The organism is uncultured Algibacter sp., assembly GCF_947495925.1.
In the GTDB taxonomy this organism is placed as follows: Bacteria; Bacteroidota; Bacteroidia; order Flavobacteriales; family Flavobacteriaceae; genus Algibacter_E.
Genome location: NZ_CANMAU010000006.1, coordinates 274,930 through 288,022 on the forward strand (window position 1 = coordinate 274,930; position 13,093 = coordinate 288,022).

A 13,093-nucleotide genomic window follows, 5' to 3' on the forward strand; every position below is an offset into this window, starting at 1 on the left:
TTTATTAATAAATTATTACATTTGCACTCTTATTGATGATTATTTAATAGTTAAAACATTGTTTTTGGTTATAATTAATAATTGTATTGTCAATTTGTATTTAAACCTATAAGTAACTTATTTTATTTTTTTAAAAATGCGACTAAAATCTATTTTAAATTTAGTGTTTGTTGGTGCTATCTTATTGTCTTGCGCTAATGAAAAAAAAACAACTAAAAATGAAGTTGTTGTTGAAAAAGAAGCTGTAGCTTTTAATTATAACGTCGAGCAATTTGCAGACATTAAGGTACTAAGGTATCAAATTCCAGGTTGGGATAAATTGACTCTAAAAGAACAAAAGTTAGTTTATTATTTGACTCAGGGAGGTTTATCTGGAAGAGATATTATGTGGGATCAAAACTACAAACATAATTTGACTATAAGAAAAGCTTTAGAACATGTTTATACCAATTATACCAGTGATAGAACCTCAAATGATTGGATGGCATTTGAGGAATATTTAAAAAGAGTTTGGTTTAGTAATGGGATTCACCATCATTATTCGAATGATAAAATTAAACCAGAGTTTTCTGCTGATTATTTAAAAAAACTTTTGACTGAGACAAATATAACATTGGAAGGTGAGGCCTTTAATGTTATTTTTAATGAAGCAGATTCCAAAAAAGTGAATCAAGCAAAAAAAATTGATAATGTTGGACTTTCTGCAGTTAATTTTTACGGACCAGATGTTAATAATGAAGATGTAATTAGTTTTTATAAAACGAAACAATCTCCGGATCCTGATAAGCCTTTATCTTTTGGTTTAAACTCTCAGTTGGTAAAAGAAGATGGAAAGTTGAAAGAACGTGTTTACAAATCTGGTGGTTTGTATGGTTCTGCAATTGATGAAATCATTAAATGGCTAGAATTAGCTAAAGGTGTTGCTGAAAATGAGGCTCAGGGTAAGGCTTTAGGTTTATTAATTGAATATTATAGAACAGGTGATTTACAAACTTGGGATGATTATAATGTAGCTTGGACAAGAGCTACTGATGGAAATATCGATTACATCAATGGTTTTGTTGAGGTTTATAATGATCCATTAGGTTATAGAGGCTCATACGAAAGTATTGTTGAGATTAATGATTTTGATATGTCTCAGAAAATGAAAGTGCTATCTGATAATGCACAATGGTTCGAGGATAATTCAACATTAATTGATGCACATAAAAAGAAAAATGTTGTTGGTGTTACGTATAAAGTGGTTAATGTAGCTGGTGAAGCTGGCGATGCTTCTCCAAGTACGCCCATTGGTGTGAATTTGCCAAATGCTAACTGGATACGTGCTGCGGTGGGAAGTAAATCAGTTTCCCTAGGAAATATTACTAATGCATATAATAATGCTGGAGGTTCAGGACGATTAAAAGAATTTGTTCATGATGAAGAAGAGTTAGAACTGGAAGAAAAACATGGTCAGTTAGCTGATAAGTTGCACACAGCATTGCATGAGGTTATTGGTCATGCCTCTGGGCAATTAAATCCAGGGGTTGGAGAAACTAAAGAAACTTTAAAGAACTATGCGTCAACTTTAGAAGAAGGTCGGGCTGATTTAGTAGCTCTATATTATCAATATGATACAAAGCTTCAAGAATTGGGTCTGGTGGATGATTGGGAAGCTGTTGGAAGGGCTGCCTATGATGGCTACATTCGTAATGGTTTGATGATGCAGTTAATTAGATTGAATCTAGGCGATGATGTTGAGGAAGCTCATATGCGTAATAGACAATGGATTTCTGCCTGGGTTTTTGAAAAAGGACAATCAGATCAGGTTATAGAGAAAGTTACGCGTAATGGAAAAACATATTTTAATATTAATGACTATGCTAAACTTCGAGAGTTGTTTGGTGAGCTATTAAGAGAAACGCAACGTATTAAGTCTGAAGGTGATTATGCAGCAGTTGAGGCATTGGTTGAAGGTTATGGTGTAAAAGTAGATCAAGATATTCATGCCGAGGTATTAGAGAGAAATAAGAAGTTTAATGCAGCTCCTTATTCGGGATTTGTAAATCCAATGTTAGTAGCAGAAAAAAATAATGAAGGTGAAATCGTTGCTGTTAAGGTTGTGCAACCAGAAACATTTGTGGGGCAAATGTTAGATTATAGTAGAAGATATAATTTTTTGCCTGAGGTAAATTAATGTACAATAAGTGTAAACAAAAAAACAGAACCTTAATTAAGGTTCTGTTTTTTTGTTTACACTAAATACTAATAACAGTAAATTGACAACAATAAGCGCACTTACAATTAGTAATAAATTCATAATTAGTTTGTTTTGTTATTATAGAGACGCAATAAATAAAAAAAGGTTGCGTCAAAAAATACTATTTATTAATAGAACAGTTTAGTTTGAAGAATTCCCAGTTTGAAAATTCAAAATATTAAACATAAAAGTAGGTTTAATAATAAATTTAGTTTTAGACTTAGTGATTAATTATAGAAAAAAAAACACCTCTCGTACGAGAGGTGTTTTTATGTGTTATGTTATTTTAAATTACTTTCGTGTAAGTGTAATAATCTCTGTAAAAGTTTCACCCTCTTCGGTATAAGTTTCTGTTAGTACTAAAGTGTTTCCGTTTAATTGAACTTTTGCACTTTGAAGCAATAACTCACCTTCAGGAAATTCCTCGCTCTCATCAGGATTTAAAAGGTCTATAAAGGAAAAAGCAACTATAGATAATGTATTGTCATCTTCATTATAAGCCCATTTCCCTATTTCTTTGTGGTTATCCTTCGTAATTTGGTCGGAATAGATTGCACTGCAGCTTTCGGCTGTTGCTAAATAATCTAACATTTTATATTCTTCATTAATGTTTACTTCAAAGCTACCGTTAGAAGAGAAAGTAGCAATAACTTCTTCATTAATAATTTCATCATAAGGTACATTAATTTGACTATCATTATTACATGTAACTTGAGTGGTATCATTATCTTCAGAAACATCAGATTCTATCCAAGTTCCTAGTAAAGAAGCATTACCTCCCCAGGCTTCAACCTCAATACAAATTGTAATAGGTTGGCTAATATTATTTTGGCTATCATAAATACATAATATACCACAAAATTTACCTGGAGGAAAAGTGTCGTCAAAATCAATATCAATTTGATAATCACCATCAATTAGTGAGGCATTATTCTTTACGAAAGAACTTCTAGTAGTAGATTTAACCTTTGTTCTTCGAGCTTGATTGAAACTGGAAACAGGAATATCAAAATAGCTTGATGCAGCAGTGTTGCCAGTGTCTGTAAACTGTAAATATGCCCCTGCTACCTCTGTTTCGGTTGTTGAAAATGTAAGGTTGAACCCTGTGTTTTGAATAGCTCCAAACTCGCTGGTTGCTACATTTAGGTTAATATCGCTATTGGGTTGTGGTGGTGTTCCAGAGTTTTTGATAGCACCTGCAATTTCAATTCCAGATTCTAAGGTAGAAACTGCGATTATGTCTTCTTCAAGTGCGTTTTGTTGATCTGCTAATTCTGTTTCTCCACCGCCACTGGATGTGTCGTCGCTGCTACACGAGTAGGTTAAAAAAGAAAAGAATACAGTAATTAGTGTAAATTTGAAAATCTTCATGAGAATTAAATTAAGTTGATTAATAGCATTTATTTGTAGTTATAAAAGGTGCTAGTAACTGGATGTAACCAGTAACAAAAGCACATTACAGCTTTATTTCAAACTAATCAATTATATAATTTTAAAAGAGGGAGAGAAGGAATTATATAATGTTAATTTGAGTAAACTATCGACAAACATAAAACTTTTATCGTTAAAATGCAAAATTATCAGTTTAAATGATGATTTTTAATTATTTTGAAAGTAATTTCTTCAAAATATAAAATATTAGCGCCTACATAATTAGAATAAAATACTTAGAAAACGGATAAACTAAAACGAGTCTATTTAAAGAAAAACTTAATTGCTGATATGAATAATATGAAGGAAATAAAAGCAACTAATATCCAGATACTTCCGCTATAAAAGCGTTTATGTAATTTAAAATCTTTTTTGTAGGTAAAGGCTATAACGATGGCAAAAACCGCAAAAAACAAAACTCCAAAAATGATTTGACCATTACTAAACATATGGTTATTTTTAGGCAAATTTAATGAAATCAGATTTCCTTTGTTAAGGAAATGGAAAAAATGTTATCATAATGAAAAATAAAATTGAAGCTGTAAAAGCATTTCACACAGCATTTAAAATTGGGCATTTGGAAAGTCCAAAAGCTGATTTAGGAACCGCTAAAAACTTATTGCGTTATAAACTGATGAGAGAGGAGAATGAAGAGTATCTCGATGCTGCCAATAATAATGATTTGGTTGAAGTTGCTGATGCTTTAGGAGATATGCTTTATATTTTGTGCGGCACCATAATTGAACATGGTATGCAATATAAAATTGAAGAAGTGTTTGATGAAATACAACGTAGTAATATGAGTAAGCTAGGTAGTGATGGCCAGCCTATTTATCGAGAAGATGGAAAAGTGCTTAAGGGACCAAATTACTTTAAACCAAATATTCAATCTATTTTAGACCAATAAAAAAGGAGCCATATGGCTCCTTTTTTGTTTTATTTAACTTCATAACGCCATCCAAAGGGGTCGTCAGTTTTATTAGTTTGTATATCGGTAATACGTTTTTTTAGTTGACTTCCATAGGAGTCATTTATAGTTGGTAAAAGATAGTCTGCGCCTTTATAACCAAAACCAGCAATTGGCGAAATTACTGCTGCCGTGCCTGCTCCAAACATTTCTTTAAGCGAATTACTTTTTGCAGCTTCAACCACTTCACTTACCGTAATCTTTCTTACTTCAACAGGAATACCTTCTGATTTTGCTAGCTCGATAATACTTTTCCTTGTAATTCCATCTAATATCCTATCACTAGTTGGTCCTGTAATTAGAGTATCATTAATTCTAACAAATATATTCATGGCACCAGCTTCCTCAATATATTCGTGCGTATTATCATCTGTCCAGATAACTTGCTGATATCCTTTTTCTATAGCCAATTGTGTTGGATAAAACTGCCCAGCATAGTTCCCGCCAGCTTTTGCAAAACCAACACCTCCGTTAGCAGATCTTGAATATTTTTCTTCTATTAGAACTTTCACTTCACCAGCAAAATATGAGCCTGAAGGGGCTGTACATATAATAAACTTATACTCGTCGGCAGGGGAAGCATGAAACCCATTTCCGGAAGCAAATACAAATGGTCTAATATATAGAGAACTTCCTTCATTCGTAGGAATCCAATCTTTATCAACTTCCAATAACGCTTTTAAACCATCCATGAAATAACTTTCAGGAAGTTCTGGAATAGCCAATCGCTTTGACGAAATATTAAGACGCTTAAAATTTTCTAACGGACGAAATAACCAGACCTTTTCATTTTCATCTTTATAAGCTTTCATACCTTCAAATACCGATTGTCCGTAGTGGAAAATCTTTGATGAAGGATCTAAAGAAATAGCTTGGTAAGGCACAACTTTAGGAGCTTGCCATTTACCGTTTTTAAAATTGCATTCTAACATATGATCCGAAAACACATGTCCAAATTTTAAGTTGTCAAAATCTACATCATTGATTTTTGTAGTTTTTGCTTTTATAATCTCGATGTCGTTGATTATAGCACTCATAGTCTAATCATTTTAATAGGACAAATTTAAGTAAAATCGATTTCAAAAAACGCTATATTTACAACAAATCATTTTTTCTTCTTTTTTGAAGATTTTAAATTTCGAAATTCATTCATACGGCGCAATTTGAAAAGAGAAATTATAATCACCTCAGATGGTTCATCAACCATTCATATTCCAGAATGGAATGAACAATATCATTCCAAGCATGGTGCAATTCAAGAAGCTTACCACGTTTTTATTAAAAACGGATTAGAGTTTTTTTATAACGCTAAATTTTGTGATTCACATGCGATGGTTTCGATTTTAGAAATTGGTTTTGGTACAGGTCTAAATACGCTTATAACCTTATTAGAAGCTGAGAAATTTAAATTGACTATTGATTATGTTGGCGTTGAGGCGTATCCTATCTCATCAAACGAAGTTGAGCAGTTAAATTATGTCAATGAATTGAGTGTTGAAAACCTTGATTCTCTTTTTAAAAGTTTACATGAAAATACATGGGAAGTGCAGCATGCCATAACAAATCAATTTTTTCTAACTAAACAGAAGAAGTTTTTTAATGAGATTGCGGATTCTGAGAAATATCATATTATATTTTTTGACGCTTTTGGTGCTAGAGTTCAACCAGAATTATGGACCGAGGCTATATTCCTCTTAATGTATAAATCTTTAAAAAATAATGGTGTATTAGTTACTTATTCTGCAAAAGGTAGCGTTCGGCGAGCTATGCAAAGTGTTGGTTTTACTGTTGAAAGATTGCCAGGACCTCCAGGGAAGCGTGAAATGCTTAGAGCTACAAAATTGGTTTCTGTTTAAAAATGCCCTTGTACTTCATATAACTGTTAAAGCTAGCATAAAATATTGGCTATCCGTATTGGGTTTTCGTAACTTTAAATAAAAAAAATGACAGTTTTAATCACAGGAGCAACAGGTCTAGTTGGTAAGGAAATTGTGAAACTCTGCCATGAAAGACATATTGGCGTTAATTACTTAACCACGAGTAAATCAAAGCTGAAAAAGGAAGTTAATCATAATGGGTTTTATTGGAACCCAAGTATTCAGGAGATTGATGCCGATTGCTTTGAAGGTGTTGATGCCATTATTCATTTGGCTGGAGCAACTGTCTCAAAACGCTGGAGTTCTTCTTATAAAAAGAAGATTTTAGAGAGTAGGGAAGTATCTACTGAATTATTAGTTAATGCTTTAAAAGGCGAAACTCATAATATTAAGCAAGTTATTTCGGCTAGTGCCATTGGTGTTTATCCGGATTCGTTGGTTAATTATTATGACGAATCTTTTAAACAAGTTAGTGAGTCTTTTTTAGGAGAAGTGGTTAATGTTTGGGAAAGATCAGTTGATAGTTTTTCCAAGCTTGGTATTACTGTATCAAAAATTAGAATAGGCTTGGTGTTGTCAAATCAAGGTGGTGCTTTACAAGAAATTGTAAAGCCCATAAAATACGGTTTGGGCGCTGCTTTTGGTAGTGGTAAACAATGGCAATCATGGATTCATATTCACGATCTAGCCAATATATTTTTGTATGTTTTATCAGAAAATATAGGAGGTGTTTATAATGGTGTAGCACCAAACCCTGTAAGTAATCAAGAATTAACCAAATTAACTGCTAGAATTTTAAATAAACCTTTAATTATGCCAAATATTCCTAAGGCTTTCATGAAATTTGTTTTGGGAGATATGTATGTTTTGTTATTTGAGAGTCAAAGAGTAAGTTCAAAAAAAATAGAGAGTAAGGGGTTTAAATTCCAATATAATTCTCTAGAACCTGCTTTAAGCGATTTATTGGAGTAAAGCCTTCCTGTGTTGATGTTAAAACAGCAACTAGGAAAGCTTTATGAATTAGTTTCCCTCTTATTTAACTTCGAACTTTCCTGGTGTAAATTTAAACGTTTTCATTAAACTTGTCCAGGTATTTATCTGTGCGATTGCTAAGGTTAAATAGCTAATCTCAGATTTATCAAAATACTTCAATAGTGAATTGAAAACATTATTTGAAATGGGTTTGTCGTTGAATTTAGTCAAGGCATCAGTCAACTTTAAAACGGCGATTTCCTTTTCTGAAAAATATGGGGTAGATTCCCATATGCATAAAGAATTAAGCCTTAAATCTGTTTCACCTTCATGTTTTAAAAGTTTGTTGTGCATGTCTACACAATAAGCACAGCCATTTATTTGACTCACTCTAGTTCTAATTAATTCTAGAAGCTTCATGTCTAGAGATGAATTATTAATAAAGTTTTCAGTATCAGTTAATTTTTCAAACATGCCTTGTGGAATATCTTGGTAAGAAATTCGTTCCATAATTTACTCGTTTTATAATTTAGAGCAAAGTTAATTTGGTAAAGTGACTACCTTCTTAAGGTATCTTAAGAAAAACTATGAATTCTTCCTGATCTCACTTAAATATTCTGGGGTAATATTTAGGTATGAAGCAATCATATATTGAGGAACTCTTTGAAAAAGTCTTGGGACGTTGTTAACAAGGCTGGAGTATCTTTCCTTACTCTTTTGTTTCATATATACTTCGTCTTTACGCTGAATGGCTATTAGCATGTTTTCAGTTATTATTCTGAAAGCTCTTTCAAGTTTTGGAATGGATTCAAACAGACTTTCTAGCGTAGTTTTATTAATACATAAAACCTTGGTTTTTTCTAAGGCTTGAATGGTTTGTCTTGAAGGTGTTTCATTTATAAAGCTCTCTAGGTTGGTTATCCACCAGTTCTCAACACCGAATAAATCAATTCTTTCATTGCCTTTATCATCGATCTCATAAAAGCGAACCAGACCTTCTAAAATAAAAAAGCGCTGATGGCATACATCGCCCTGATTTAGTAAACAATCTTTCTTATTGAACACTTTGATTGAAATATTACTCAGAAAATTTTCAACCTCATTGTCCGAAAGAGAAACATATCTATTAAAGTAAGTTTTTAGTTGTTCTTTCATCTATAAAAAAAGGACTTGTAAACTATACATAGCCCACATGTTGTAAAAAATAATTTAGTACAAAAAAGCTTAAGGTAATTAGAGTTGAAATTGCGTGTACCCAATAGTTTTTAGAAAAGATTAATATAATATAAACCACGCCTAGTAAAATAGGTAAAAACCATAATGAGTTATGCTCATACATAACATACCTGTTTAAAGTATAGAAGCATATAAAAATTACTAATAGTGTAAAATAATATTGACTTTGGTTAAAGTACCATTCCAGCATATCAAAGCCATCATCAGGTTCTCTATCAGGCAAAACGGCAAGCATAACTAATAAAATCATAATGATAGGTACGAGCCAAATAAAGAATCCAAGACTGGTTTCAATGAGTGGTGAATTTAATTCAGCCCTAATATTATACCAAATAATTATCATGGCTTGAAAACTCATAAAAGTATGCACCAAAGGAATCCAATGCCATTTTATAACCTTTCGTTTTCGTAAAAGGCGATGAAAACTATGAATAAGGTCCGTAAGACCTAAACCAGCCAAAATAGCAATAAAGGTTATTAAAAGGTTTTCATTACTCATTATTTGGATTTGTAAACGTTTTTTAGATTCATTTGAAACGAAGGTAGAAGAAAATTTTTAAAATTAATACCTAAATTAAATCATAAAAAAACCACTTTGCAAAAACAAAGTGGTTAATATAATTTTCAAATAGTGACCATTAAGATTTTGAGGTATTAACTAATATTTTTAGTTCTATATCATCATTAATAAATTTATCTCCTAAATTGTCAAAAAAGGACTTAGAACCATATCTTATATCCCATTTGGATCTGTCAATAGAAAAAGTCTCACTTGATAAAATAACATTTTCTTTATTTTTCGATAGGGTAACTTGGAATGTAATATTGTTTTCAATGCCTTTTATAGCTAGATTTCCAGATAGCATGGTCTTTCCATCACTATTTTCAGTACCTGTTACAGTAAAAGTTGCCATAGGGTGGTTTTCTGAATCAAAAAAATCAGGACTATTTAAATGTCCCAAAAGCTTACCATTTTTTTCATCTTCAGCAGGGATGTCTTTTACGGTTATAGAGGTCATGTCAATATTAAAAGTGCCACCAATAATGTTATCTTCAGATATTTCTAACGATCCGCTTTCAATAGCTATGGTACCATTGTGTGACCCTGTTGGTTTGGAGCCTTTCCATTCTATAGTTGATGTCTCTGTATTAGCAAGGTAGGTTTCAGAATTGGTAGTACTATCAGTACTTGCAGGAGCTTCTGCTTCAGTTGTTGTGGCTTCTTTAACCTTGTCTTTGCAGCTTATTACGGTAAAAGATAGTATGCTAACCATGGCTAGTGTAAAACAAATATTTTTCATTTTTATTAAGATTTAATGTTTAGAATGCTAAGTTATATATTTTGTTTTATGAAATAAAATAAATATTAAACAAAATGGGTGTAAAAAAAAATGATGACATTATGACATTTTTATAATATTGGCAGTACTTTTGCCAACTTAAATTTAGGATTGCAAAATTGAGTTTACGATGAGTAAAAAAGATAAAGAAAACACTATAGAAAGCGAACAAGTAGAAGCTACGCAAAACGAAACTGTTGAAGTTGAAGAGCAAACTGTAGAAGAAAAACTTCAAGAAGAGGTAAAGCAGGAAAAGGATAAGTTTTTACGATTGTTTGCGGAGTTTGAGAATTATAAAAGAAGAACTTCAAAAGAACGTATTGAGTTATTTGCGACAGCGAGCGAGGGAGTTATGAAAACATTGCTTCCTGTACTTGATGATTTTGAGCGTGCTTTAAGTCATATTGAAGATGATAAAGAAGCAGAGGAATTACGTAAAGGTGTATTGCTTATTTATCAAAAATTAGTAAGTACGCTTGAAAAAGAAGGTTTAAAACCTATGGATGTTGAAAAAGGAGAAGCTTTTGATGCAGATAAACATGAAGCTATTACACAAATACCTGCGCCAACCGATGAATTAAAAGGAAAAATCATTGATGTTGTTGAAAAAGGGTATGTTTTAGGTGAAAAAATAATTCGTTTCCCAAAAGTTGTTATAGGGCAATAATAATAAAGTATGGCTAAGAGAGATTTTTACGAGGTATTAGGAATAAGCAAAGGAGCAAGTGCTTCTGAAATAAAGAAAGCTTACAGAAAGAAAGCTATTGAATTTCATCCTGATAAAAACCCTGATGATAAAGAAGCGGAAGCAAAGTTTAAAGAAGCAGCTGAAGCTTATGAAGTATTGAGTGACGACAACAAAAAAGCCCGTTATGACCAATATGGTCATCAAGCCTTTGAAAACGGCGGCGGCGGTTTTGGCGGCGGCGGTATGAATATGGATGACATATTCAGTCAGTTTGGTGATATCTTCGGAGGTGGAGGTTTTGGAGGTGGTTTCTCAGGTTTTGGCGGTGGCGGAGGTCAACGTCGTGCTAAAGGAAGCAATCTTCGTATTCGCGTTAAATTAACTTTAGAGGAAGTAGCAAATGGCGTTGAGAAAAAAGTTAAAGTAAAGCGTAAAATTCAAGCACCTGGAACAACATACAAAACATGTACTACTTGTAATGGTAGTGGTCAAGTTACCAGAATTGCAAATACTATTTTAGGTAGAATGCAAACTGCAGCACCATGTAATGTATGTGGAGGAGCAGGACAAATTATTGATAAAAAACCAAGCGATGCTGATGCTCAAGGTTTAAAAGTTTCAGAAGAAACAGTTTCAATTAAAATACCAGCAGGTGTAGTTGATGGTATGCAACTTAAAGTATCAGGAAAGGGTAATGATGCTCCGGGTAATGGTATTTCAGGTGATTTAATTGTGGTTATAGAAGAGGCTGATCATGATTCTTTACAACGAGAAGGTGATAATTTACATTATGATTTATATGTGAGTTTCCCCGATGCGGTTTTGGGAACTTCAAAAGAGATTAATACAGTAACAGGTAAGGTGCGCATAAAGGTTGAAGCAGGTGTGCAGTCTGGTAAAATTTTGCGCTTACGTGGAAAAGGTATTCCTAGTATAAATGGTTATGGTAAAGGAGATTTACTTGTACACGTTAATGTATGGACTCCAAAAACGCTTAACAAGCAGCAGAAAGAATTTTTTGAAGCGATGCAGGAGGATGAGCATTTTATGCCTAAGCCAGAGAGTTCTGATAAATCCTTTTTTGAAAAAGTGAAAGATATGTTTTCGTAAAAAGAATACTATAAAATTGAAAAATCCGCTTTTTTAAGCGGATTTTTTTTGGTTTTAACTATAAGATATCTAATAGTTTTGCTATTAGTATTGAAAAAAAAACTATATTTGAACATCACTAATTCTTTTAGTGATAATTTTTCTTTTTCATAGCAATTTTTTTCCCATCCTTAATTTTTTTAAGGGTGGGTTTTGTTTTTAGAAAGATTTTTATGCAAAAAACTTGTAACAAGTCTGTAATAAGTGATACTAAAAGTGTTAATTAGCAAGCGGTATATCTAAATTTTTTTATCAAAAAGAATAATGAGCAATTTACTAGAGGTTAATAAGGTTTCTAAAAATTTTGGAGATTATAAAGCCTTAAACGAAGTTTCAATTTCAGTGCCGCAGGGAAGTATATTTGGTTTGCTTGGACCTAATGGAGCAGGGAAAACCACTTTAATTCGGGTTATAAATCAAATCACAATGCCCGATTCTGGCACCGTACATTTGGATGGTGATTTGCTTAATGAAAAGCATATTCGGGATATTGGGTATTTACCTGAAGAACGCGGTTTGTATAAATCCATGAAAGTTGGAGAGCAAGCCTTATATTTAGCGCAATTAAAGGGTCTGAGTAAGGCCGAAGCTAAAACACGATTAAAATATTGGTTTGAGCGCTTGGAAATTGGAGATTGGTGGAATAAAAAAATCCAAGAACTTTCAAAAGGGATGGCTCAGAAAATTCAGTTTGTAGTAACGGTATTGCATCAACCTAAATTATTGATTTTTGATGAACCCTTTTCGGGGTTTGATCCCATTAACGCCAATTTAATTAAAGATGAAATTTTGGGCTTAAGAGACAATGGAGCAACAGTTATATTTTCAACACATCGTATGGAGTCTGTTGAAGAATTGTGTGATGACATTGCCTTAATTCACAAATCAAATAAAATACTTGATGGGAAGTTGGTTGATGTGAAACGTGAATATAAAATAAATACTTTTGAAGTTGGTTTAAGAACTGTGAACCATGATGCTTTAAGACAAGATTTATCTGATAAATTTAATGTTTCAAATGCGAATTTTAAGTCTTTGGAAGATGAGTTGAAACTTAATATAAAGCTGGGGCAAAACGAAGCACCTAATGAATTATTGAATTACTTAACGTCCAAAGCAGTGGTGTCTCATTTTGTAGAATTAATTCCAAGCGTAAACGATATTTTTATTCAAACTGTTAAGAATAATTAGCTT

The 13,093-nt window shown here is 32.5% G+C and carries 13 protein-coding genes; 7 read left to right on the top strand and 6 right to left on the bottom strand.

Features of this window, described 5'->3' with window-relative positions; genetic code table 11:
• Nucleotides 1–136 precede the first annotated feature (136 nt).
• Entirely contained in the window at nt 137–2,176 is a 2,040-nt protein-coding gene (locus Q0857_RS14190; RefSeq protein WP_298536442.1) for a dihydrofolate reductase, read from the top strand.
• Between the two features lie 354 nt (nt 2,177–2,530).
• On the opposite strand, the gene Q0857_RS14195 is transcribed toward Q0857_RS14190, so the two are convergent.
• The gene (locus tag Q0857_RS14195; RefSeq protein WP_298536444.1) at nt 2,531–3,610 is read right to left on the bottom strand and encodes a hypothetical protein; all 1,080 of its coding nucleotides are present in this window, start codon (nt 3,608–3,610) and stop codon (nt 2,531–2,533) included.
• 580 nt (nt 3,611–4,190) lie between these two features.
• On the opposite strand from Q0857_RS14195, the gene Q0857_RS14205 reads away from it, so the two are divergent.
• Nucleotides 4,191–4,577, top strand: coding sequence for a nucleoside triphosphate pyrophosphohydrolase family protein (locus Q0857_RS14205; RefSeq protein WP_298536449.1), 387 nt, complete (start codon nt 4,191–4,193; stop codon nt 4,575–4,577).
• A gap of 29 nt (nt 4,578–4,606) precedes the next feature.
• Here the strand turns inward: Q0857_RS14205 and Q0857_RS14210 are convergent, their stop codons facing one another.
• On the bottom strand, nt 4,607–5,674 hold the full coding sequence (locus Q0857_RS14210; protein ID WP_298536452.1) for a branched-chain amino acid aminotransferase: 1,068 nt from the start codon (nt 5,672–5,674) through the stop codon (nt 4,607–4,609).
• A gap of 126 nt (nt 5,675–5,800) precedes the next feature.
• On the opposite strand from Q0857_RS14210, the gene mnmD reads away from it, so the two are divergent.
• Both mnmD and Q0857_RS14220 read left to right on the top strand, forming a co-directional pair.
• Complete coding sequence (mnmD, locus tag Q0857_RS14215) at nt 5,801–6,493, top strand: tRNA (5-methylaminomethyl-2-thiouridine)(34)-methyltransferase MnmD (protein ID WP_298536454.1); 693 nt, start codon at nt 5,801–5,803, stop codon at nt 6,491–6,493.
• An 87-nt stretch (nt 6,494–6,580) separates the two neighbouring features.
• A complete protein-coding gene (locus tag Q0857_RS14220) occupies nt 6,581–7,486 on the top strand; it encodes a TIGR01777 family oxidoreductase (protein ID WP_298536456.1) in 906 nt (301 codons plus the stop codon).
• A gap of 60 nt (nt 7,487–7,546) precedes the next feature.
• Here the strand turns inward: Q0857_RS14220 and Q0857_RS14225 are convergent, their stop codons facing one another.
• The 4 genes from Q0857_RS14225 to Q0857_RS14240 form a co-directional block, all read right to left on the bottom strand.
• The gene (locus Q0857_RS14225) at nt 7,547–7,996 is read right to left on the bottom strand and encodes a carboxymuconolactone decarboxylase family protein (RefSeq protein ID WP_298536458.1); all 450 of its coding nucleotides are present in this window, start codon (nt 7,994–7,996) and stop codon (nt 7,547–7,549) included.
• A gap of 75 nt (nt 7,997–8,071) precedes the next feature.
• Complete coding sequence (locus tag Q0857_RS14230; protein ID WP_298536466.1) at nt 8,072–8,641, bottom strand: Crp/Fnr family transcriptional regulator; 570 nt, start codon at nt 8,639–8,641, stop codon at nt 8,072–8,074.
• 22 nt (nt 8,642–8,663) lie between these two features.
• Complete coding sequence (locus tag Q0857_RS14235; RefSeq protein ID WP_298536468.1) at nt 8,664–9,221, bottom strand: hypothetical protein; 558 nt, start codon at nt 9,219–9,221, stop codon at nt 8,664–8,666.
• Between the two features lie 139 nt (nt 9,222–9,360).
• Nucleotides 9,361–10,023, bottom strand: coding sequence for a YceI family protein (locus Q0857_RS14240; RefSeq protein WP_298536470.1), 663 nt, complete (start codon nt 10,021–10,023; stop codon nt 9,361–9,363).
• Between the two features lie 169 nt (nt 10,024–10,192).
• Here Q0857_RS14240 and Q0857_RS14245 point away from each other — a divergent pair, with 169 nt between their 5' ends.
• The 3 genes from Q0857_RS14245 to Q0857_RS14255 all read left to right on the top strand — a co-directional run bounded on the left by Q0857_RS14245 (nt 10,193) and on the right by Q0857_RS14255 (nt 13,090).
• The gene (locus Q0857_RS14245; protein ID WP_298536472.1) at nt 10,193–10,729 is read left to right on the top strand and encodes a nucleotide exchange factor GrpE; all 537 of its coding nucleotides are present in this window, start codon (nt 10,193–10,195) and stop codon (nt 10,727–10,729) included.
• A gap of 9 nt (nt 10,730–10,738) precedes the next feature.
• Nucleotides 10,739–11,860 (top strand): molecular chaperone DnaJ, encoded by a 1,122-nt coding sequence (dnaJ, locus tag Q0857_RS14250; protein ID WP_298536474.1) that lies wholly within the window; start codon nt 10,739–10,741, stop codon nt 11,858–11,860.
• A 303-nt stretch (nt 11,861–12,163) separates the two neighbouring features.
• Entirely contained in the window at nt 12,164–13,090 is a 927-nt protein-coding gene (locus Q0857_RS14255) for an ABC transporter ATP-binding protein (RefSeq protein WP_298536477.1), read from the top strand.
• Nucleotides 13,091–13,093 lie beyond the last annotated feature (3 nt).

What these genes read in the sequence shown, in the direction of transcription:
- Q0857_RS14240 (WP_298536470.1), bottom strand. Translation starts at nt 10,023, where the DNA reads ATGAAAAATATTTGTTTTACACTAGCCATGGTTAGCATACTATCTTTT.
- Q0857_RS14210 (WP_298536452.1), bottom strand. Translation starts at nt 5,674, where the DNA reads ATGAGTGCTATAATCAACGACATCGAGATTATAAAAGCAAAAACTACA.
- Q0857_RS14190 (WP_298536442.1), top strand. Translation starts at nt 137, where the DNA reads ATGCGACTAAAATCTATTTTAAATTTAGTGTTTGTTGGTGCTATCTTA.
- Q0857_RS14235 (WP_298536468.1), bottom strand. Translation starts at nt 9,221, where the DNA reads ATGAGTAATGAAAACCTTTTAATAACCTTTATTGCTATTTTGGCTGGT.
- Q0857_RS14220 (WP_298536456.1), top strand. Translation starts at nt 6,581, where the DNA reads ATGACAGTTTTAATCACAGGAGCAACAGGTCTAGTTGGTAAGGAAATT.
- Q0857_RS14255 (WP_298536477.1), top strand. Translation starts at nt 12,164, where the DNA reads ATGAGCAATTTACTAGAGGTTAATAAGGTTTCTAAAAATTTTGGAGAT.
- Q0857_RS14225 (WP_298536458.1), bottom strand. Translation starts at nt 7,996, where the DNA reads ATGGAACGAATTTCTTACCAAGATATTCCACAAGGCATGTTTGAAAAA.
- Q0857_RS14245 (WP_298536472.1), top strand. Translation starts at nt 10,193, where the DNA reads ATGAGTAAAAAAGATAAAGAAAACACTATAGAAAGCGAACAAGTAGAA.
- Q0857_RS14195 (WP_298536444.1), bottom strand. Translation starts at nt 3,610, where the DNA reads ATGAAGATTTTCAAATTTACACTAATTACTGTATTCTTTTCTTTTTTA.
- Q0857_RS14230 (WP_298536466.1), bottom strand. Translation starts at nt 8,641, where the DNA reads ATGAAAGAACAACTAAAAACTTACTTTAATAGATATGTTTCTCTTTCG.
- Q0857_RS14205 (WP_298536449.1), top strand. Translation starts at nt 4,191, where the DNA reads ATGAAAAATAAAATTGAAGCTGTAAAAGCATTTCACACAGCATTTAAA.
- dnaJ (WP_298536474.1), top strand. Translation starts at nt 10,739, where the DNA reads ATGGCTAAGAGAGATTTTTACGAGGTATTAGGAATAAGCAAAGGAGCA.